The organism is Sulfitobacter sp. SK011, assembly GCF_003352065.1.
Taxonomy (GTDB): Bacteria; Pseudomonadota; Alphaproteobacteria; order Rhodobacterales; family Rhodobacteraceae; genus Sulfitobacter.
Map to the genome: position 1 here is coordinate 2,921,197 of NZ_CP025803.1, position 20,136 is coordinate 2,941,332.

A 20,136-nucleotide genomic window follows, 5' to 3' on the forward strand; every position below is an offset into this window, starting at 1 on the left:
AGTGTACCTCATGTTTTAGGTTAACTAACTACCGTATGTGTCTGAAATTTATAAATATACGCCTTATGACAGCATTCGTTTCGGATGTAATGCCGGGTGTGGCCATTGGCGGGTACTTGTGAAATTTGGTGCCGGCGTATTCCAGATTGAGGTCAATTTCGCCACCCAGGCAGCATTGTTTCGCGGGATTAGGAAAAGATTGCGGCAAAGAACTGGATTCGCACTCGCCACACTGAACCTCGACCACCTGTCAAAACTGCGCCATGACGCGACATTTGCCCGGGCTTACACCGCCCACGACATTGTAATTGCGGATGGCCGTCCGGTCGTCTGGCTCTCACGGATTGCCCGCAGCCCCGTTGCGTTGATGCCCGGTGCTGATCTGATCTTGCCGCTGTGCGCCTTGGCCGCAGAGATGGATGCGCCCATCGCTCTGGTCGGCAGCAGCGACGCGGTGCTGCAAGGGGCGGCAGATGCGCTGTTGCAAAGCACGCCGGGACTAAAGATTGTCTATCGGCATGCCCCTGCCTTCGGGTTTGACCCAACGAGGCCTGAGGCAGATGCAATTTTTGAGACACTATCAAAAAGTGGTGCAACCATTTGTTTCATTGCCCTTGGCGCGCCAAAACAAGAGGTATTCGCAGCGCGTGGGCGCGGCCAAGCGCCCAATATCGGCTTTGTATCAATCGGTGCAGGGCTAGATTTTCTGTCGGGGCATCAGGTGCGCGCGCCCCAAATCATGCGAAATCTGGCACTGGAATGGCTTTGGCGCGCAGCACAGGAACCGCGCCGAATGGTGCCGCGCTATCTCAAGTGTTTTGCGGTCCTGCCGGGGCTGGTCGCGCAGGCCTTCCGCCAGCGCTAGTTGCTCAGTTCGCTTCGCCTTTATTTATATTCGATGATCCGGGCTTTACCCCCACGGGCACGTCGCCAGTAATAGTGCATCGCCCCCATGGCCTCGGGAAACTTGCCCAGCACCGTGAAAAACGCCCAGGTGAGATCGCCGCGCAGCGCCAGCCGGGCAATTTGAAGGGCGTAAATTGCAAAAAGCAGCAAGGCGACCGGGCCCGTCAAAAGCGCCAGCACGACGATGGCAATCGGCAGAATTGCACCCCAGAAAAGTGCCCGCCGGGTCTCAGCGACCCAGTGGCGTTCGGGGGGTGCCCCATGCAGAATGGCCCCTTCGGCAAAGGCGTGACCGGCGCGCCGACTGCGCCGCCACCAACGGGTAAAGCGCGTGATCCGGGCGTCATGCCACGTCATTTCAGCATCCAATCGCCAGATTTTCCACCCCGCCTGCCGCAGCCGCAGGCAAAGCTCCGGTTCCTCCCCCGCGATCAGATCATCGCGGTAGCCACCAACGTCACGCAAAGGTCTTAGCCGCATCAACGCATCCCCACCGCAGGCCAACGCTTGTCCGACAGGCGTGTCCCATTCACGGTCAATAAGGGCATTATAGACCGACGCTTCTGGATGGCGCTCGCGCCTGCGCCCGCAGACCACCGCAACATCCTCATGGGCCTGCAAAAATGCGATGGCACTGCCTATCCATCCTGCGCGCAGCACACAGTCACCGTCGAGAAACTGTACGAACTCGACATCATCATCCAAGGCCGCCAATCCAGCATTGCGGGCACGTGCGGCGGTGAACCCCTGCTCGATATCAAGTGCGATAACAGTGGCTCCGAAGCCCTCAGCAGCCTTTGTCGACCCATCAGTTGACCCAGAATCAACATAGATCACCTGCCCAACCTGCCCCTCAAGCGCCGTCAGACAGGCGATCAGCCGCGCCCCTTCGTTGCGCCCTATGACAACAGCGGCAATCATCACCTATCGGCAGTCGCGATATGTGCCGTATAGGCATCCGAGCTGACGAGGAATCCTGCGCGATACAGCAACTCAACCCGGTTCCACCGACGTGCATCCAGAGAAAACAAAGATAAATCAGGCGTTTGTTCCATTACCCTCGCACGATTTGCGTCTTCACCGTGGGCAACGTCACCCGCCGCCAGTGACGCGGCGTCGCGGCCTTTTGGATCATTGGCAAATTTGTAATGCTTGATCAACGCAGTCACATCCGCGCACCGCACGCCCATCGACAGATGTGGATGCGGTGCTGGCGTCACCTCCGGTCCGTTAAAGATAAGTGGATGTTTGGTCAGACAGCAGTTTTCACCAAAGACCTTGGCGCGCACCCCGCCAAAGTAAAACTTGGTCTCTGCATTGCTGATCGTGTTGTCCTTCAGGAGCGCTGAAAACTCTATGTCCGGGTCGTGATAGTTGCGTTTTTCGACCGCGCTGAGGTCAAAATACAAAAACTCAAGTAGTGCTTGTTTGAACGGCAGATCTGCGACGGCGTTCAGCGGCCCTTTGGGGAACATTTCCAGCATCTGGGCAACCATCGCGGTAAACCCCTGCGCCTCCAGATACCCAATCAGGCCATTTATGCCGACGGTTGTGCGGCCCTCAAAATCAAGGATCTCGTCCATATCGGCATAAAGACACCATCGGTTCTGGCCATAGGTGTTGGCCGGATACTGTCGGATCAGGTCCTCATATCGGGCCAGCGGCAATTTGCATTGATCAATCACCGTGCCTTTTTCGCGCTTGATCCGTGCAATCGTGTCATCCGTCGACCCATTGTCGATGAACACGAAATGCTTGACCCCCATCGCCCGGTAATGGCGGAAAAACCCGTTCAGATAATAGCTTCCGTTACGCACCAGCGCGATCAGGACAACATCACCGGCGGCCACATCCAGCGCTTTTGGCCCATGCAGATGATGCAGGGACGCGACAAATCGCGCGTGGCGTCGGGCCTCGCGGAAGCGGGACCACAAACGGCGGACAATATGAACGGGGCCTTTCATGGCATGGGTGATACGACAGCGCGCAGCAGCGGTCCACTGAAAGCGCCCGCTATTCGGCCCCCGCGCGCCATTCTTTGTAGCGCAAATAGGCATTTGCCCCCCACCCGGCAAAGGGTTGCGGGGGCAAGCGCTTGGGGTCGTCCTCTGCCGCAAAATGATCGACGATGGCCGAGCGTTGGCCCATTGCCAGCTCCGCCGCCGCGATCCCCGTCAATGTGCCGCGCGCAGTGCCAAGGCCGTTCTGCACACAGGCAGAAAAGACGCCGCTTTCCACCTGACCGGTCACCGACACACCGTTGCGCGTCAAACAAAGGTGCCCGGCCCATCTATATTGCATCTCAAGTCCGGCCAATTGCGGAAACCGCGTGTCAAACTTTGTCCGTTGCACACGGGCGGCACGGGCCACATCCGCCGCGCCTGCCATCATGCCGGGGCGCAAGGCGGCACAGGTCCTCGTGATGATCCGGTTGCCCCCTTGGGCACTGTCGATCCGGCGCATCGTGGTGCCCATCGGATCAGACGGGGTGACCCCCCAACGCGGGGCACCGCCCAGCACCCCAAGCTGATCGGCCGTAAGCTCAGGCGTCATCGAGGCAAAAAGAAACACCTGCATCAGCCGCCCCTTGGCGATGCCAAAACTCTCCAAATGACCATTATTTGCTAGGATTACACGCGGCGTGGTGATCTGACCCTTGTCGGTTTTGACCAGCCAATCGGCACCTTTGCGTTCAAAACCGACCACCGGCGACGTCTCAAACACCTGGACCCCCGCCGTACTGAGCCCTGCTGCTAACCCTTGGATATATCCGGCAGGTTGCAACATCAGTGTTCCGGGCGTGTAGAGGCCAGAGCGGTAGTGGCGGCTTCCGGTCAGCTCAAACATTGCCTGCGCATCTAGGAGTTCGGAGCGTTCATCGAGGGTCTCAAGATGGCGCGCATAGCTGCGGTTATGGGTATCGCCCGCCTCTGATGCGGCCCCGTTCACCTTGCCCACCGGGTCGGCAAAAGCAGGGTTTATCCCATATTCCGCAACTGCCGCGCGCGCGAAAGCAATGGCCCCGCGGTTCAGGCCGATCAACGCGCGGTCATCGCCGCCGCCCGCGTAATCGTCCGAGGCCAGGTCATGTGGCAGATCAATCATAAAGCCCGAATTGCGGCCAGCAGTCCCTTCGCCCACACACAGCGCATCCAGCACGGACACCCGCAAGTTCGGATCAATCTGGCGCAGCCTTCGTGCCGCGGATAACCCTGCAAACCCCGCACCGATGATCACCACGTCAGCGGTTTGGACATCACATAAGGGACGCGGCGCACCGTATCCGCCAAGTATCTCGGCCCAGGCTGCAGGGCTGTCAAAACGCGGAGTTCGGATAGCGGCGTAGCGGCTCAATCCACCACCTCATCTGCATCATCGGAAAGGTCGATCCAGATGGTTTTAAGCTGGGTATATTGGTCATGCGCATGTAGCGAGTTGTCCCGCCCGCCAAAACCCGATTGCTTGAAACCGCCAAAGGGCGTCGAAATATCGCCCTCGCCATAACTGTTGAGGGTCACAGTACCGGCGCGCAGCATCCGCGCACCCCGCATCGCTCGCTTGCCGTTGGCAGTGAAAATCGACGCACAGAGCCCGTAGTCCGTATCATTGGCAACGCTGATCGCTTCGTCAAAACTGCTGACCTCAATCACACTTAAAACCGGGCCAAAGATTTCCTCGCGTGCCAAACGGTGATCATTACCGGGCACTTCCAGCACGGTCGCCTCAACAAAGACACCACCTTTGGTACCACCCCCCACACGTGGTTTAGGAGCATCTTTCAAATAGCTGGAAACTTTATCAAAATGGGCTTTGCTGACCATTGCGCCCAGCCGCGTTTCAGGGTCCAGCGGATCGCCCACCGGCCATTCACGCATATGCGCCTCGATTTTATTAAGGAGCTCTTCCTTGATGGATTTATGCACGATCAGCCGACTGATGGCACTGCAATTTTCGCCCATATTCCACAGCGCGCCATTGGCGATATGAGCCGCCACCCGGTCAAGGTTTTCGGCGTCCTCCATGACCACGCAAGGGTTCTTGCCGCCCATTTCGAGCACGACCTCCTTGGCGTTGCTTTCACCCGCATAGCCCAGAAACCGTTTACCCGTGACGGTCGATCCTGTGAAACTGACCATGTCCACATCCATATGCCGACCAAGCGGTTCGCCCACGTCCGCGCCGCCCCCCGGAAGCACGTTCAATACGCCACGCGGCACGCCCGCCTCATGCGCCAGTTCAGCAACCCGCAAGGCCGTAAGCGAGGTTTCCTCGGCTGGTTTCACAATCATTGAACACCCCGCCGCCAACGCAGGCGCGATTTTCCATGCCATCATCAGCAAAGGGAAGTTCCACGGCAGGACCAACCCCACCACGCCAATCGGTTCACGCACCACCAATGCAATGTGATCGTCAGACGCAGGTGCCACCTGATCATAAATTTTATCAATGGCTTCTGCGTGCCACTTAATGCAATGGATCGTCTCAGGAATATCGACTGTTTCACAATCGAAAATCGTTTTGCCGCTGTCGACACTTTCCATGATCGCAAGTTCACGCGCATTTCGGGTCAGCAGCTTGGCAAACCGGATCAGCACATCCTTGCGCTCGGAGGGATGCAGGCGCGACCACCGGCCATCCTCAAAAGCCTCACGCGCTTTGGCGACCGCAAAATCAACATCCTCGACCCCGCAGGCGGCAATATCGGCCAATTTGGCACCTGTCGCGGGATTCGCCGTTGCAAAAGTCTTGCCCGAAGCGGCAGGGCGATATGCGCCATCAACAAAGGCCGCGGTTGGGAAATCCAGTTCAGCAGCAAGCGATGTGTATTCTTCTTTTGTGAGCAATTCCATATCCTTACCCCTCTGCCTGAATGTGTGCGATGGTTGTTTTCAAAACGCGCACAACCTGTTCCAGGCTGCGTTTGTCATCTTTGTTCAGCGGTTTGAGCGGTGGCATCATGCCGCCGGTATCAATGCCAGCCATTGTGGTGCCGTGTTTGACGCAGGCCACGAATTTACCGCCCTGTTCGAGCACCCGCATCAGCGGCATCATGGCGGACATGATGCGGCGGCCTTTGGCAAAATCCCCCTGCACCGCACAGGCCTCGTAGAGCGCCACATGTTCGTCCGGCAAAAAGTTGGACCCGGCACAAACCCAGGACCGCGCGCCCCATGCAAAGAACTCAAGCGCCTGATCGTCCATGCCGCAGGACATTTGAATATGTGGATAATCACGGGCCAGCAGATGCACCCGGTTGATATCGCCGCTGCTTTCCTTGATTGCGTAGATATTTCGGCTGCGCCCCACCCGGTCGAGGAATTCCTGGCCCATGTTCACGCCCATGCGACCGGGGTAATTGTAAAGCATGACAGGCAGGTTCGCAGCCCGGTCAATGGCCAGCGCATTAAGCGCATTTTCGCGTTCTGTGGGCACCGAATATGGCGGCGTGCCAAGCAAGATCGCATCCGCCTTGAGGTCGCGGGCACCAGCCGCCAAAGCCACCGAGTCAGGTGTGCGCATCGCACCGGTCCCGACAATCAGTGGCAAGCGGCCCTTTATGCGCTCCTTGGTGAACTTTGCCAGCGCCAGCCTGTCCTCAACCGTCTGGGCATAGTTTTCCCCGGTGGAGCCGCCCGAAATGATGCCATGCACCCCCGCCTCAATAAGATGGTCGATTTGATCAGCCAAAGCATTATGATTGAACGTGCCATCAGGGTTCAACGGCGTGACAATCGGGGTATAGATCCCCTCGAATTTGAATATCGGTGTCATAGCGTCCTCACTTTGGGCGACGTGGCGGCACCCAGTTGCAGGTCAAGCCCGCTGGGCATGACAAATTGTTCGATCCGGCCACGCGACAGGTTCCAATGTTCGACTGCAAGGGCAGCTGCTGCGTCTTCATCGCCTGCCTCAATCGCGGCGATGATCGCGTCATGCTGCTGGCTGGCGAGGGTCAGGTTCTCCGCCATTTCACTGTCTTGTGGGCGAAAGAACGTCATCGAAATGCGGGCATGGTCGATCAGCAGGCGCTGGAAGCTTGGCAACAGATAAATATTGCCCGCCATCGTTCCGGTGATTTCGTGAAAATGATTGTTTGCCAGTGCACGTGCGGCAATATCCCCCCCGCGCAGGGCCGCCTTAAAAGCGCGCTGCGCATCTTTCAGCGCGCCGATTTGCAAGTCCTGCGCGTTTTGCGCGGCCAGTCGCAGCACTGCACCATAGATCATCGGGGCCGCCAGGAAAAAGTCGCGCAAGGTGCGATGGCTCATCTCAGAGACCCGTGCACCGCGGTTTTTGCGGATATCCAGATATCCCTCCCCGGCAAGCTGGCGCAACACATCACGCAAAGGCGTGCGCGACAGGCCCCAAGTCTCTGACAGCGTCGCCTCATCCAGATCGGCACCAGGGGCCAGTTTCTGGGTCAGGATCGCGTGCCGCAAATAATGCAGAACGTCAGATTTTGAATGTTTGGGTGTCACGGTCATCCCCTGCCATCAGAAAAGCGACTCAATGGATGAGTCTGGGCAGGTTTAACATTGAATACAATTTGTGTACAATGATTCTTTAGTGCTTGTTGAGCCTCTCACTTCGCCCAATAGGCAGGATGCCAGCGTTGGCAGAATCGCGCAATTCAGGGGAATATAATGTCTGGCGCGCGCGGCCAGCATGCTTGGATGCGTAAAGGGCCACATCCGCATTCGACAAAAGCGCCTCCATTGACGGATGATCGCCGGATTGTATCCAGACGGTGCCGATGCTGGCCGACACGCGGCACTCTTGGCCGTTAAATGGCATAGGCTCTTCAAGACGGTCGATGATCCGCCGCCCCACGCGACGCAAGATATCGTCACTGCGCACATCAGGCAGAATGACGGTGAATTCATCGCCGCCCACCCGGGCCACCACATCCGTATCACGGGTTTCCTCAACCATGATCCGTGCAACGTTCTGTAAAACGTGATCACCTGCTGCATGGCCAAGCGTGTCATTGACCGCTTTGAAATAATCCAGATCAATGTGCATCACGGCAAATGATGAATTGCCCGCCACCAGACGCGACAGAACCGTGTCCATTGCCCGGCGGTTTTTCAGCCCCGTCAGCGTATCCGTGAACGCCTGTTCCTCGGCGGCAATCTTGGCCCCCTGAAGCCGCAGGTTTAGCCGCCGCGATGCTTCCATCGCGGCGGTCTTTGCCTCAACCAGATAAAGCATTTCAATGGCAAGGTCGGTTGCCGCAAAATCCGCATTGGTCAGCGAATAATCCCGCACGCCATCAAGGATTGAGATGCCAAAGGACAGATTTACAATCATGCTGCCATCCGCAGCAGTGGCAGGCACCATGATGCCTTTCAGCTCCGTTCGGGGTGCGTCGCGCAATTCAAGATGCAGCTTCAGATCGGTTGCCTGACGCAAGTCATTCATATCTGCGATGGAACGCGGGCGTTTGACGACAAAAACCTCCAGGAAACGCTGCCCCACCATCGGCACATCCGCCCGCATTTTTTGGATGGTCGGCCCGGCGTGGGTGATATGACCCGTTGCATTCAGCGTCAGATGCATCGGGCACAATACGTCAAGCACATCGGTACATAGCAACGCGTTCATCCGACCCGCGCCCCCAGATCAAATTGGCGCCCCTGAGAAAACTCCGCTTCAATCAATACAATTGAAACCGTTTCGATGCCTTGCCCGCTGCCTGTATGTTCCAGCAGGGCCAATGCACCATAATCATCGGCCATCACACGCAAAATACCCATCATCACATGGCCATAACCTGCCACAGGCGCGTCACAGATCAGGCTGAATTGTCCTTCGCCGTGTTCGCGCAACTCAATGCGTGGCAGATGCAGATCAGAGACCGCCAGCCGCGCCCGGTCCGGCAAGTCATCCAGCGAATGAAGAAAATCTTCAAAATTGACGCCGCCAAATCGCAACAGCCGGCGCACAGCTTCAAAGCTGGGATGCGAGACGAGATAGGTGCCGATGTCTTCCATCACGTCGCCACGCGGACGGCCCAGCACCTCAGACACGGTATCCAGAACCAGCGGTGTCAGCGCATCATCATAGGTCAACATCGCCTCAAACTCGACAAAGTCGAGATCGGCCCGTTGGATCAGATCAATCCAGATGTCTGTCCCGTAACTGTCGCAAACAAAACTCTGTATGCTGCGGTTAATAAGCCCGTGCATGGCTGCCTCATTCCCAATTTTCCCAAAGCCAGGATGCGGCGGCAGGGGTTAAGATAAAGCTGACATATGGGATTTTAGATATTTTGGATAATGCGCGCCGCTGGTAAAACCGTTTCGCACCCAAAGCTGAAATGATCGAAAAAGCCGTTTCGACTGCGGCTTTTGGAACCACAACATTTTTTCCAAAAAAGACCCATCAGTATGCTGACAATTCAGATCACCAACCCTCGAAATAAACATGTGCGTAACCTGATTGACGCACATATCGCGTATGGAAATTCACATTACCCGTTTGAAAGCAATCATCACCTGACCGCTGATGAACATAGCCAAAGTGATGTGCAGCTCTTTGCGGCCTGGTTCGGCAACAGATGTCTGGGGATTGCTGGTCTTAAGAAGTTCGGCACCCGGGCAGGAGAATTGAAGAGTATGCACGTTTTGGCAACCGAACGTGGTCATGGTATTGGGGCCAAACTTGTTCAACACGTCATTGCACATGCTAAACAGCAGGAAATATTGTCGTTTTATTTGGAAACGGGTAGCAGGGACGCCTCCAAAGCAGCCCGCAATCTATATGAAAAACTTGGATTTTCTTACTGCCCGCCTTTTGGGGCGTATTTAGAAGACCCTGAAAGCGTATTCATGCAAAAAGATATCCAAAGCGCCCAAGGGTGCCTTTCTTAGCGTAGCTGATGCTTCAGAAATCCGTCGGCGCGCCGCCCTCAGACTTCCGGCGCGCGACAAAATCCGCCAATTCGTCGCGGATCGCGATGTCCATCGGGGGGGCTTCAAAACTTGCCATAATCTCTTTGAACATGTGATGCGCGCGCTCCGCGGTCCAGATGCCGCCTGCGACCTCCCAGCCTTCAAAGTTGCGCCAGTCGCTGAGAAACGGTTGATAGAATGCCGTGGTATAGCGGTCCTGCGTGTGCTGGATGCCAAAGAAATGCCCCGCATTGCCCACGGATTTTATCGCGTCCAGCGCAATCTCATCCGGACCTGTTGCGCAGATCTCGGGCTGCATATAGCGTTGGATTTGTTGCAAAACCTCGCAATCCATGATGAATTTTTCCGGGCTCGCAATCAGCCCGCCCTCAAGCCATCCCGCCGCGTGATAGACCATGTTGGTGCCAGACTGCACCGCAGCCCAAAGCGAGTTTGAGGTTTCCCACATCGCCTGACCGTCCGGCACATTGGCCGCACAAACTCCCGATGAGCGCATCGGAAGGTCATAAAACCGCGCCAATTGTCCGGTCATCTGGGTGGCGCGCATGTATTCCGGGGTCCCAAATGCCGGCGCGCCGGATTTCATGTCGACATTTGATGTAAACGTGCCAATCGCACAAGGGCAGCCGGGCCGTACGATCTGTGCCAGGACGACCGCGCAGAGCGCCTCGGCCAGCGATTGCGCCACGGCACCGGACATCGTGACCGGGGCCATCGCGCCCGCCAGCGTAAAGGGTGTCACAACCAACCCCTGCCCGCGCCGCGCCATCCGTATCCAGCCATCCATCATTGGATAGTCGTGTTTCAGCGGTGAGGTCGAATTGATGTTGGTATACATCGACGGTGTATTGTCGAATTCTTCATGTGTTAAGCCATTGGCTATACGCACCATTTCCATCACGTCTTCAACGCGCTCTTTGCCAAGCGAATAGGCATGCATGACCTTGTCAGTAAGGGTCAGTTTGTCAAAAAGCACATCAAGGTGGCGCACAGACGCATGCACATCCACCGGTTCAACCGGATAGCCACCCGCAAAGTGGATGCAGTTGAAATACTGGGTCAGGCGCAGCAGATCCTTGCACATCTCACGGGTGCCGGGGACCTTTTTTCCAATTGCCATGTCGAAATAGTTCGGCGGCGAGGACACGTTGCCAAACACAAGGTTCTTGCCGCCGATGGTGATCTTGCGGTCCTTGTTGCGCGGGGTCAGGGTGAATTCTGACGGCGCTTTGGCGATCCATTCCATCACAAAATCACGGCCCATGCGCACGTTTTCACCGTTCACGGTGCAGCCTGCTTTGGTCAGGATATCAAGCGCCTCAGGGTTCAGGAATTCAATCCCGATCTCTTCCAATATCCGCATCGCGCCATCATGGATCGCCTCAACCCCTTCGGGGCCCAGCGGTTCTGTCGGTCGATCGATGTTGATCGGCGGGTTCCATGGCATCTGTTCGATGACCGCACTGCCACGCCGATCCTGGGCACCTGCGCGCCCGCCGTGACGTGTTCTGCGTTTGGGTGCATTTGCCATCTGGTGTCCTCCTGAAACCTGACACCAGAAGGCCTTACACCCGTGCGACTGACATTTCCGTATGCGACGGCACGTGTCGCTTTCCTATCAAGAGGGACGATAATCCGCGAAGTTGGTCTAGTGGCCCGCCCCGTCCAGCCACGCGGGAAGATGGCCGATATCAGGCAACACCGCATCCGCATGCGGGGCAAGCTCTGTTTCGGTCGCAAGTCCGGTCAGGACAGCCACGCAAGTCATACCCGCCGCCCTGCCAGCGCGCAGATCATGGGTGCTGTCGCCGATCATGGCAATCGTGTCAGGGCGCAGTCCGGTCTGTGCTGCAAATGCCAGCAATTGCCCCGGTGCAGGTTTCGCGCCATGCCCACTGTCAAAGCCCGCGATAAAGTCAAACATCGGAGTGACGTCTGCTTGATTAAGATGGGCGCGCGCAGGGCTTTCCGCGTCGTTCGTGGCGACCCCCAGCTTTAATCCACGCCCCCTCAGATCTGTTAACAACTTCATGAGCGGAACAGCCTCGCGTTGCGGTGCTTTTTCAGCCTCTTCGTTAAGCATTTCCAGCAAACCGACATCAGAAAGGTGTGAAAAATGCGGCTTGAGCGCGGCGGCAACCTCGCCGGGGGTGCCGGCAATGACCACGCTGTTGCGGTCGAATTTCTGCGCCTGAAAATCAAACCCGATATGGGATGCCACGTGAATTGCGCGATCTGTGTCGCCCTGTGCCGCCCGCAGCAGAAACGCCACAGCCCAGGCCTCCCACGTGGCCGCGAAATCGAACAGGGTCCCATCCTTGTCAAAGATCAAGCCTTTGATTTCAAGTCTGTCTTTCATCATGTCCAATTCACCTCATCGCCCCCCGGTAACACCGCGCGCGCCTGCATGATGCGATCATAGGGCAGCAAAATACCATCACAAAATGCGATCACCCAGGCGTCGTCCATCATCAGAAAATCAAGCACCGCCCCCAGAAAAACCGGATCAGCCGCCCGTGAGCGCAGATCATTTTCGGACGCCCCGGTGCTGGCCAGAAATGTTGGCAGCAGGTCATCGTTTGACGCCAGCCAACCCAGCGCTTGCAGCGCCAGAGTTTCGGCGGAATCCCGCGTATATGTCATGTGCTCAGTCCGTTTTGCGAGGGTGGAAACGCTTTGTTAACCAATAGGCACAATTACAGAAGCATGAAATGTAATTTTACAGCGCAAGGGTGACGTCGTGCAGGGCAAAATCCTCATCGTCGATGCGATAGCAACCAACCGGATCGTGCTGAAGGTCAAACTGGCCTCGGCATTCTATCAGGTTGTGCAGGCATCCTCGGTTGCTGAGGCTGTTGATCTGGCACGACAACATGGCCCTGAATTGATCATCTGCGCACTGTCCCTGCCCGATGGCGGTGCGGCTGAACTCTGCGGTGTCTTGCGAAAATCATCCCTGACCGAACATATCCCCATTATGGCCATCGGCTGCCGCGCGAACACCGATACCCGCATGGCCACCCTTGAGGCAGGTGTGCATGACGTCATTCTCAAGCCGGTCGATGACACGTTGTTGCTGGGCCGCGTGCGCAGCTTGATCCGGGCGCATAATGCCGCTGCGGAATGGCAAATGCGTGAAGACACCAGCCGGGCATTGGGTCTGGCAGAACCCTCAACTGAATTTGAGCCTATGGGCCATTGTGTTTTTGTCAGTTCGGATCAGGCCAGTACATTGGGCTGGGTCGCGCAATTGCGACCTTTGATGGGGTCCAGACTGATCTGCGCCACGGCCAAAGACGCCATGCAATCGATTGAGAAAGAGGCGATACCGGATATTTTTGTACTGGTCTTGCCGCCCGACCATCAAGAGGGGACGATGGCGCTGAACCTCATTTCGACACTGCGCGCAAATGCCAGCACCCGGCACGCAGGCGTGCTGGTCCTGCAGACCACGCCAAATCCCGCGCTGGCAACCAATGCATTGGATCTAGGTGCAGATGATCTGATGACAGATGGGTTTGAACCTGCGGAACTGGCGCTGCGGCTCAAGGCGCTGTCGCGGCGCAAACGGATGGGCGAGCAGATGCGCGCCACCGTGCGCACTGGGCTGAAAGCGGCCGTGGTCGACCCCCTAACCGGCTTGCACAACCGCCGCTATGCGATGCCACATCTGACCCGGATTGCCGAACATGCCTGCAGTACCGGACGCCCTTTTGCAGTGATGGTGGCCGATCTGGATCACTTCAAACGCATCAATGATCTTTATGGTCATACCTCAGGTGATTCCGTTCTGGCCGAAGTCGCGCAAAGGTTGCGCAGCTCGATGCGCGCAGTAGATATGGTCGCCCGTATCGGAGGCGAGGAATTCATGATCGTGATGCCCGGCACCACACTTGCGGATGCGCGTTTGGCTGCCATCCGTATTTGTAACGACATCAGCCAATACCCATTTGACATTCCCGGCAGCAATGAGCCCATCGCCGTGACAATCAGCATTGGCATGGCCATTGGGGGTGTGTTGACCGGCGACGACCAGCCACTCTTGGATGATGGAGAAACCCTTCTTGATCATGCAGATAAGGCACTTTATTCAGCCAAAATGCGCGGTCGCAATCAGGTGACATTGAGCCGCCCAGCCGCATAGATTGTTGGTCCGAGACCTGGCTTCGCAGGTTCGGCCCAGACGGCTGGATCGTATTTTTGCAAGTTATGTTGCCCAAATTTTCGCGAGGATCCATTGGATTGTCAGCCATCGCCGGCAAAAAGTTAACGTTGGATTAACCACCGCAACCAAAGGTTGCAAAACATTAACACTCGCATTAGCGTGGCGCGATGACCCATGACAGACCAATCCTTGGAATCGCCCTGATGTTGGGGTTTTGCATTGTGGCCCCCATCGGGGACGCTATTGCAAAAATGTTGGGCACGTCGGTCCCGTTGGCTCAGGTTGTACTGATCCGTTTTGCGTTGCAGGCTTTGATCCTCATTCCCGTGGTTCTGGCGACAAGGCGGTTGTGGCGCATGCGCGGGCGTATCCTTGCGCTGACTTTTTTGCGCACATTGCTGCACATCCTGGGCATTGGCGCGATGTTCACAGCGCTTAAATATCTGCCGCTTGCTGATGCGGTCGCAATTGCATTCGTCATGCCGTTCATCATGCTGATCCTCGGCAAATATGTCTTGAACGAAGAAGTTGGATACCGCCGCCTGCTGGCCTGTGTTGTGGGGTTCAGTGGCACATTGCTGGTGATAAAACCCAGTTTTATTACAGTGGGTTGGCCGGCTCTTTTGCCTGTTTTCGTCGCGGTAAACTTCTCTGTCTTTATGTTGATCACCCGCCAAATTGCCAAAGAAACCGACCCCATCGGATTGCAGGCCGTGAGCGGCGTGATGGCCGTTGCAGTCATGGTGCCACTGATCTGGATCGGCGGTTGGGTGAACATTGCGGCGCTTGATATGATCGTGCCAAATGCCCAGGAATGGGCGCTGCTCATTGCAATCGGCACTCTCGGCACGGTCGCGCATCTGTTGATGACCTGGTCTTTGCGCTATGCGCCCTCGACCACTCTGGCACCGATGCAATACCTCGAAATTCCGTTTGCAACGCTTTTGGGTTTCGCGATTTTCCAGGACTTGCCGGATCCGCTCGCCTCTCTTGGTATCCTGATCACAATCGCTGCGGGCCTTTACGTCATTATTCGCGAACAGGCCATCGCCCGTGCGCCTGCCGTGACAGGTGTTCAACAACCGGCTGAATAAGCCGCCTTGGTACAATCATCAGCATGCCGGGCCCGTCCATTTCGATGCGTACCGTCCCATTTGCGCGGTTTGACGTCCCACTTTGATGCCCCGGTTTGAACTCCAACCCATCAATAGGCCACTCCAACCCGGTGCTGCGTCCTGAAACTGTTGCCATTGGAAACAATGAAATCGTGTCGCCCCGAATGCTGGGCAGCGTCATATCCGGTGGGGCCAGGAATATCAGCTCATCCTCGGCCAGCAAAACGCAGGGCTGGTGTGCGAACTTGACCAATGTGTGAAATGCGGCAAGCTGGTGATCCACACGCGCGCCACAAAATCCGACACCCAGAATCAATGGCGCGTCGATCCGGAGCAGCGCTTTTTCGAAGTCTGTGCTGTCCTGCTCTGCAATGTGGTGTTGGCGCGCGCGCGGAACCTGTGCAAGAATATCTGCGGGGATTGAGTCGAAATCACCGATCACAGCGGCCAGTTCGACACCTGCCCTGAGGGCCAAAGCTGCCCCCCCATCTGCCGCCACACAAAGCGGCGCAAAATTCAGTGAAGTATGCAGGTCTTCCGGCGTAGCCTGCCCTCCACCCACAAGAGTGATTGGATGAAGAGTGTGAACAATCGGCGCGATATCGTGAACAATGGGCTTAATCATGGCAAATTACTGCCCTTTTCGGAAACAGATCACAATGTCGCCACGAAATGATACGTTCAAGGGCACAGATTCGGGCCGCTTTGGTCTTGGACAACGTGGTAAACGATACACTGCAGAACCGCAGAGGACGAGCATCCGATGATGAGTAATAATAAAATATTAACCGTATCCTATGGCACCTTTTCATGCACTTTGGAGGGGTTTGACGATTCTTTTGGCACGATGAAGGCGATTGCGGAATATTTCCGTGGTCTGTCCTCGGACGCCCCGTATTTTGGCGCAGAACCCCCGCAACCAGATGCAGAGATGCTGGCGCGGATTGCGCAAAAAGAGATTTCACGCCGCGTCGAAGCGCATCAGCATGATGGCAAAATTCACTTGTCCGCGATCGAAAACCGGTCCGAGGAGCAGCCAACTGCGCCTCAGGCCCTTTTGCGCGAAGAGACTGCAGACGAACCCATTGCAGACACCGCCAATGTCGCAGCGGCTGTTGCGGCATCGGTAGCACGTGACGCAAACACAACGCGCCATGCCGAAGTTGACCTCAAGGAAGACAAAGCGGACCGCACTACCGCCACAGATATCCAGACCGACAAAGATGCTGATGAGCCCAAAGTCGAGGCTGCCAAAGAGCCTGTGGTAGAGGCTGATTTGGATCAAGAAGCTGTCGCATCGGCCCCCGTCGAAGATCATGATGACGTTGCAGCGGGTCAGCCCGATGCAGATGCTGAAGCGTTTTTCGCAAATTCCACTGACGCACCCGGGATCGAAGATGAAGATGAGGATCTTGCGGCAGAAGACGTTGCGCCCCTTCCAGACCAGAAGAACACCCAGAACAATAGTATTGCAGCCAAACTTCAGCGTATTCGTGCTGTGGTCGCTCAGCATGACGAAATCGACGACGAAGACGGCTTTGTCGAAGATCAGCATGCCGACGACGAGGGTGCATCGCAGGTCGCGCCTGATCATCTCATGGCAAATGTGCGCCGCGATATCGAGGATGCATTGGACGCAGATGAGGCGGCAGACCTGGCCGATCAGGACATCGACGAAGAAGACGACGATGACGATATTTCTACAATCCTTGGTCGCCTGGACGCCGCAGAGGCCGCGGAAATTGCAGATACAGACAAAGATATTGTTGCTGTCTCTCAGGCATCAGATGACACATTGAGCAATCTGTTTGATGAAAACGGTCACGACGAGGATGAAATTGACGGTGATACCCTTGAGGACCATGGTGTTGAAGTTGTCTCTGAAGACGCTGATGAAGCTGACACTCTCACTGACGAAGATGATTTCGATGACGATGACGATGACGCACCCATGCCCCGCGCACGTGTTATCAAGGTAAAGCGTGCCGATCTTGAGGCCGCTATCGAAAACGGTGATCTTGAGGAATATGACGACGAACAGGATGATGAAGCGGACCGTCCGTCACTGGATGACATGGCCCCCGCCAAATCGGCAAAATCCTCACTGTCAGCCGAAGCCGAAGCCGAATTGGCCAACGAATTGGCTGAATTGGAAGCGGATATGTCGCCGGAAGACACAGCAACGATCGACGAGCTGGACGACGAGGAAGAAGCCGAAGAGGCACCCGCCGCCGCGACAGCGCGCCATGTGCTGCCTTCCATCGACGACGCCAGAAGCGAGGACATAGATCGTTTGCTGGCCGAAACGGATCATCAAATGGGTGAGCCGGAAAGTGCCACACGTCGCAGTGCCTTTTCCCATCTGCGCGCGGCCGTTGCCGCCACAAAAGCAGATGTGGCAATGGGCGCGTCCGATGATGAGGCCAAGGACGACGACGCATACCGAAATGACCTGGCTGATGTTGTGCGGCCCCGCCGCCCTGTCAGCAGCTCATCTCGCACCGAACGCCCCGGCGATGCGCGCCCCGCGCCGCTGAAACTGGTCGCTGAACAGCGCATTGATATCGACCAGCCGCATCAGGCAGGCCCAGTGCGTCCGCGCCGCGTAGCTGCGATGGCGGAAACCACACAACCAGCCCCCGAAGGCGAAAGCTTTGCCGATTACGCCGCTGAAATGGGCGCGACCAAATTGCCGCAGCTGCTTGAAGCAGCCGCCGCCTATATGTCCTTTGTCGAAGGGCGCGAGCAATTTTCACGCCCACAGCTGATGACGAAGGTGCGTCAGGTCAATCCCGAGGATGGCTTTAGCCGCGAAGACGGGCTGCGGTCATTTGGTCAATTGTTGCGCGCAGGCAAGATCGAAAAGATCAAAGGAGGCCGCTTTACGGTATCGGAGGACATCGGGTATCGACCCGATCACCGCGCAGCCAGCTAAGGCCAAGCCATAAAGGTATGAGGAAAGACGGCGCAGTTTGTGCCGTCTTTTTTTGTTTCAGGCCCCTTTAGATCAAAGATCATTCGGCGTGCAAAAAATCAATTTGTTCCCGCTTGGATCATTGATGGACATATCATCCCACCCCCAAGGCTGACGCTGGACGCCCGGCCGCGCATTTCGATAGTTCTTGGCGTTCAGATCCTTTGCAAATCCATGCACATCGGCCACCTCGATCCTAAGCGTGGTACCCGGTGTCGCATCGCCAAAATGCTCGGATAAATGCAACGCGCAATCACCTTTCTTCACACCCATGTAAAGGGGCGTGTCAGGTTCAAAACGGTGTTCGAACACCAATTCAAAGCCAAGGAAATCAAGATAAAAGGCGCGTGTTGCCGTCTCATCAAAGCTGCGCAAGATGGGAACGGGTGGTTTCATTTCTTCTCTGCATCCGGCTCTGCCTGACCGATCCCCTTGAAAATAAAGCGAAATGGGATCGCCCACAGGATGCCAAGGCCCAGATAGATCACAAGCTCCAGCAAAATGCCGGGCCGATCGAACAACGCCACCACATTCAGAGCCACAACGATATAAAGCGGCAAACCAATCAATAGAATGATCAGCGCCCAGCGTCTGCGTGATTTATAGCTGAGTGCCATGCGGTATCCTTTGTTCAATCCGCAAACGGGTCGGTCACCAGAATGGTATCCTCGCGTTCCGGTGACGTAGAAAGTAGGGCGACCGGGCATTCGATCAATTCCTCAACGCGGCGCACGTATTTGATCGCTTCGGCCGGCAGGTCCGCCCAGGACCGCGCGCCTTCGGTTGATTCAGACCAGCCCGGCATTTCCTCGTATATCGGCGTGCACCGCGCCTGTTGATCAGCCGCTGTGGGCAAATACTCAAGACGCGTGCCATCCAGATCATAGCCAACACAGATTTTCAACGTTTCAAACCCGTCCAGCACATCAAGCTTGGTAAAGGCGATGCCATTAACGCCGCTGGTCGCACAGGTTTGGCGGACCAATACGGCGTCAAACCACCCACAACGGCGTTTGCGGCCTGTCACAGTGCCAAATTCATGACCGCGTTCACCCAGGCGCTGACCGTCGGCGTCATGCAGTTCTGCCGGGAACGGCCCCTCTCCCACTCGTGTCGTATAGGCTTTGACAATGCCAAGAACAAAATCGATGGAACCGGGGCCAATGCCGGTCCCGGTCGCCGCCTGCCCTGCGATCACGTTGGAAGATGTCACAAACGGATAGGTGCCAAAGTCGATGTCCAAAAGCGCACCCTGCGCCCCTTCGAACAGGATCCGCTTGCCCGCCTTGCGTTTTTCATTGAGCACTTTCCAGACTGGTGCTGCATATTCCAGCACGGATGGTGCAATCTCGCGCAATTGCGCCAGCAATGCGTCACGGTCCACAGGGTCAAGGCCCAGCCCCCGGCGCAACGCATCATGATGCACCAGCGCGCGGTCGACCCGCAGTTCCAGCGTTGCTTCATCGGCCAGATCGGCCACCCGCACCGAACGCCGACCGACCTTATCCTCATATGCCGGGCCAATGCCGCGCCCCGTGGTGCCAATCTTCGCGACCGAATTCTGCGCCTCGCGCGCGCGGTCCAGTTCGCCATGGATCGGCAGGATCAGCGGCGTATTCTCTGCAATCATCAGAGTTTCCGGGGTGATCGTGACGCCCTGTCCGCGCAGACCGGCAATCTCTTTGACCAGATGCCAAGGGTCCAGCACCACGCCGTTGCCAATCACGCTCAACTTGCCGCCGCGCACAATGCCAGAGGGCAACAGGCTCAGCTTGAAAACTTCACCATCAATGACCAGCGTGTGACCCGCATTATGCCCGCCCTGAAAACGCGCAATCACATCAGCACGCTCAGACAGCCAATCGACAATCTTGCCTTTTCCCTCGTCGCCCCATTGCGCGCCGACTACTACGACATTGGCCATACTGGTATTCCTTTTCGAGATAACCCGCGCCCGTATAGCGGGCCTGTCGCATGGGCGAAACTGCAAAAAGACCGGCACGCAGATTAGATGCAGGAAGCCCCATAGACTTTCTACCTCCGGTGGGGATATTTTTCCCC

General features: G+C 56.6%; 20 protein-coding genes. 5 read left to right on the forward strand and 15 right to left on the reverse strand.

The window, feature by feature from the left end:
• Window positions 1-118: 118 nt before the first annotated feature.
• Window positions 119-865, forward strand: coding sequence for a WecB/TagA/CpsF family glycosyltransferase (locus C1J02_RS14345; RefSeq protein ID WP_114879182.1), 747 nt, complete (start codon window positions 119-121; stop codon window positions 863-865).
• Window positions 866-885: 20 nt separating this feature from the next.
• Here the strand turns inward: C1J02_RS14345 and C1J02_RS14350 are convergent, their stop codons facing one another.
• The 8 genes from C1J02_RS14350 to C1J02_RS14385 form a co-directional block, all read right to left on the reverse strand.
• Window positions 886-1,827 (reverse strand): glycosyltransferase family 2 protein, encoded by a 942-nt coding sequence (locus C1J02_RS14350; protein ID WP_114879183.1) that lies wholly within the window; start codon window positions 1,825-1,827, stop codon window positions 886-888.
• Window positions 1,827-2,870, reverse strand: a complete 1,044-nt coding sequence (locus C1J02_RS14355) for a glycosyltransferase family 2 protein (RefSeq protein ID WP_114879184.1) — start codon at window positions 2,868-2,870, stop codon at window positions 1,827-1,829. The genes C1J02_RS14350 and C1J02_RS14355 overlap by 1 nt, the downstream gene beginning before the upstream one ends.
• Window positions 2,871-2,919: 49 nt before the next feature.
• Window positions 2,920-4,260, reverse strand: coding sequence for an FAD-binding oxidoreductase (locus C1J02_RS14360; RefSeq protein ID WP_114879185.1), 1,341 nt, complete (start codon window positions 4,258-4,260; stop codon window positions 2,920-2,922).
• Window positions 4,257-5,756: an aldehyde dehydrogenase gene (locus C1J02_RS14365; RefSeq protein WP_114879186.1), complete on the reverse strand. Its 1,500-nt coding sequence runs from the start codon at window positions 5,754-5,756 to the stop codon at window positions 4,257-4,259. Before C1J02_RS14365 ends, C1J02_RS14360 begins: the two co-directional genes overlap by 4 nt.
• A gap of 4 nt (window positions 5,757-5,760) precedes the next feature.
• Complete coding sequence (locus C1J02_RS14370) at window positions 5,761-6,678, reverse strand: dihydrodipicolinate synthase family protein (RefSeq protein ID WP_114879187.1); 918 nt, start codon at window positions 6,676-6,678, stop codon at window positions 5,761-5,763.
• Window positions 6,675-7,385, reverse strand: a complete 711-nt coding sequence (locus tag C1J02_RS14375) for a GntR family transcriptional regulator (RefSeq protein WP_254693106.1) — start codon at window positions 7,383-7,385, stop codon at window positions 6,675-6,677. Before C1J02_RS14375 ends, C1J02_RS14370 begins: the two co-directional genes overlap by 4 nt.
• A gap of 85 nt (window positions 7,386-7,470) precedes the next feature.
• Window positions 7,471-8,511, reverse strand: a complete 1,041-nt coding sequence (locus C1J02_RS14380; RefSeq protein WP_254693107.1) for a GGDEF domain-containing protein — start codon at window positions 8,509-8,511, stop codon at window positions 7,471-7,473.
• A complete protein-coding gene (locus C1J02_RS14385; protein WP_114879189.1) occupies window positions 8,508-9,095 on the reverse strand; it encodes a heme NO-binding domain-containing protein in 588 nt (195 codons plus the stop codon). The genes C1J02_RS14380 and C1J02_RS14385 overlap by 4 nt, the downstream gene beginning before the upstream one ends.
• A 201-nt stretch (window positions 9,096-9,296) precedes the next feature.
• On the opposite strand from C1J02_RS14385, the gene C1J02_RS14390 reads away from it, so the two are divergent.
• On the forward strand, window positions 9,297-9,779 hold the full coding sequence (locus C1J02_RS14390; RefSeq protein WP_114879190.1) for a GNAT family N-acetyltransferase: 483 nt from the start codon (window positions 9,297-9,299) through the stop codon (window positions 9,777-9,779).
• Window positions 9,780-9,792: 13 nt separating this feature from the next.
• On the opposite strand, the gene C1J02_RS14395 is transcribed toward C1J02_RS14390, so the two are convergent.
• The 3 genes from C1J02_RS14395 to C1J02_RS14405 all read right to left on the reverse strand — a co-directional run bounded on the left by C1J02_RS14395 (window position 9,793) and on the right by C1J02_RS14405 (window position 12,464).
• Window positions 9,793-11,352, reverse strand: a complete 1,560-nt coding sequence (locus C1J02_RS14395) for a trimethylamine methyltransferase family protein (RefSeq protein WP_114879191.1) — start codon at window positions 11,350-11,352, stop codon at window positions 9,793-9,795.
• Window positions 11,353-11,469: 117 nt separating this feature from the next.
• On the reverse strand, window positions 11,470-12,183 hold the full coding sequence (locus C1J02_RS14400; protein WP_254693108.1) for an HAD family hydrolase: 714 nt from the start codon (window positions 12,181-12,183) through the stop codon (window positions 11,470-11,472).
• Window positions 12,180-12,464: a DUF3572 domain-containing protein gene (locus C1J02_RS14405; RefSeq protein ID WP_114879192.1), complete on the reverse strand. Its 285-nt coding sequence runs from the start codon at window positions 12,462-12,464 to the stop codon at window positions 12,180-12,182. The genes C1J02_RS14400 and C1J02_RS14405 overlap by 4 nt, the downstream gene beginning before the upstream one ends.
• Window positions 12,465-12,561: 97 nt before the next feature.
• Between C1J02_RS14405 and C1J02_RS14410 the strand changes: the two genes are divergently transcribed.
• Together C1J02_RS14410 and C1J02_RS14415 are read left to right on the forward strand one after the other, a co-directional pair.
• Window positions 12,562-13,965 carry a diguanylate cyclase gene (locus C1J02_RS14410; protein ID WP_114879193.1) on the forward strand — a complete coding sequence of 468 codons (1,404 nt, stop codon included), beginning with the start codon at window positions 12,562-12,564 and terminating at the stop codon, window positions 13,963-13,965.
• A 188-nt stretch (window positions 13,966-14,153) separates the two neighbouring features.
• Window positions 14,154-15,080, forward strand: coding sequence for a DMT family transporter (locus C1J02_RS14415; protein ID WP_114879194.1), 927 nt, complete (start codon window positions 14,154-14,156; stop codon window positions 15,078-15,080).
• Here the strand turns inward: C1J02_RS14415 and C1J02_RS14420 are convergent.
• Window positions 15,016-15,726 (reverse strand): thiamine diphosphokinase, encoded by a 711-nt coding sequence (locus tag C1J02_RS14420; protein WP_114879195.1) that lies wholly within the window; start codon window positions 15,724-15,726, stop codon window positions 15,016-15,018. The genes C1J02_RS14415 and C1J02_RS14420 overlap by 65 nt on opposite strands.
• Window positions 15,727-15,864: 138 nt before the next feature.
• On the opposite strand from C1J02_RS14420, the gene C1J02_RS14425 reads away from it, so the two are divergent.
• Window positions 15,865-18,036, forward strand: a complete 2,172-nt coding sequence (locus C1J02_RS14425; protein WP_114879196.1) for a hypothetical protein — start codon at window positions 15,865-15,867, stop codon at window positions 18,034-18,036.
• Between the two features lie 72 nt (window positions 18,037-18,108).
• Here C1J02_RS14425 and C1J02_RS14430 read toward each other — a convergent pair whose 3' ends face one another.
• The 3 genes from C1J02_RS14430 to C1J02_RS14440 are packed head-to-tail and all read right to left on the reverse strand — an operon-like array spanning window position 18,109 to window position 19,999.
• Window positions 18,109-18,471 carry a glyoxalase superfamily protein gene (locus tag C1J02_RS14430; protein ID WP_114879197.1) on the reverse strand — a complete coding sequence of 121 codons (363 nt, stop codon included), beginning with the start codon at window positions 18,469-18,471 and terminating at the stop codon, window positions 18,109-18,111.
• The gene (locus tag C1J02_RS14435; protein ID WP_114879198.1) at window positions 18,468-18,692 is read right to left on the reverse strand and encodes a DUF2842 domain-containing protein; all 225 of its coding nucleotides are present in this window, start codon (window positions 18,690-18,692) and stop codon (window positions 18,468-18,470) included. The genes C1J02_RS14430 and C1J02_RS14435 overlap by 4 nt, the downstream gene beginning before the upstream one ends.
• Window positions 18,693-18,706: 14 nt before the next feature.
• Window positions 18,707-19,999 carry an adenylosuccinate synthase gene (locus tag C1J02_RS14440; RefSeq protein ID WP_114879199.1) on the reverse strand — a complete coding sequence of 431 codons (1,293 nt, stop codon included), beginning with the start codon at window positions 19,997-19,999 and terminating at the stop codon, window positions 18,707-18,709.
• Between the last annotated feature and the right edge of the window lie 137 nt (window positions 20,000-20,136).

Bases quoted from the DNA above. Each gene is read 5' to 3' on its own strand.
- C1J02_RS14425 (WP_114879196.1), top strand. From the start codon at position 15,865: ATGATGAGTAATAATAAAATATTAACCGTATCCTATGGCACCTTTTCA.
- C1J02_RS14440 (WP_114879199.1), bottom strand. From the start codon at position 19,999: ATGGCCAATGTCGTAGTAGTCGGCGCGCAATGGGGCGACGAGGGAAAA.
- C1J02_RS14365 (WP_114879186.1), bottom strand. From the start codon at position 5,756: ATGGAATTGCTCACAAAAGAAGAATACACATCGCTTGCTGCTGAACTG.
- C1J02_RS14395 (WP_114879191.1), bottom strand. From the start codon at position 11,352: ATGGCAAATGCACCCAAACGCAGAACACGTCACGGCGGGCGCGCAGGT.
- C1J02_RS14405 (WP_114879192.1), bottom strand. From the start codon at position 12,464: ATGACATATACGCGGGATTCCGCCGAAACTCTGGCGCTGCAAGCGCTG.
- C1J02_RS14420 (WP_114879195.1), bottom strand. From the start codon at position 15,726: ATGATTAAGCCCATTGTTCACGATATCGCGCCGATTGTTCACACTCTT.
- C1J02_RS14370 (WP_114879187.1), bottom strand. From the start codon at position 6,678: ATGACACCGATATTCAAATTCGAGGGGATCTATACCCCGATTGTCACG.
- C1J02_RS14385 (WP_114879189.1), bottom strand. From the start codon at position 9,095: ATGCACGGGCTTATTAACCGCAGCATACAGAGTTTTGTTTGCGACAGT.
- C1J02_RS14380 (WP_254693107.1), bottom strand. From the start codon at position 8,511: ATGAACGCGTTGCTATGTACCGATGTGCTTGACGTATTGTGCCCGATG.
- C1J02_RS14355 (WP_114879184.1), bottom strand. From the start codon at position 2,870: ATGAAAGGCCCCGTTCATATTGTCCGCCGTTTGTGGTCCCGCTTCCGC.
- C1J02_RS14430 (WP_114879197.1), bottom strand. From the start codon at position 18,471: ATGAAACCACCCGTTCCCATCTTGCGCAGCTTTGATGAGACGGCAACA.
- C1J02_RS14415 (WP_114879194.1), top strand. From the start codon at position 14,154: ATGACCCATGACAGACCAATCCTTGGAATCGCCCTGATGTTGGGGTTT.
- C1J02_RS14350 (WP_114879183.1), bottom strand. From the start codon at position 1,827: ATGATTGCCGCTGTTGTCATAGGGCGCAACGAAGGGGCGCGGCTGATC.
- C1J02_RS14400 (WP_254693108.1), bottom strand. From the start codon at position 12,183: ATGATGAAAGACAGACTTGAAATCAAAGGCTTGATCTTTGACAAGGAT.
- C1J02_RS14435 (WP_114879198.1), bottom strand. From the start codon at position 18,692: ATGGCACTCAGCTATAAATCACGCAGACGCTGGGCGCTGATCATTCTA.
- C1J02_RS14390 (WP_114879190.1), top strand. From the start codon at position 9,297: ATGCTGACAATTCAGATCACCAACCCTCGAAATAAACATGTGCGTAAC.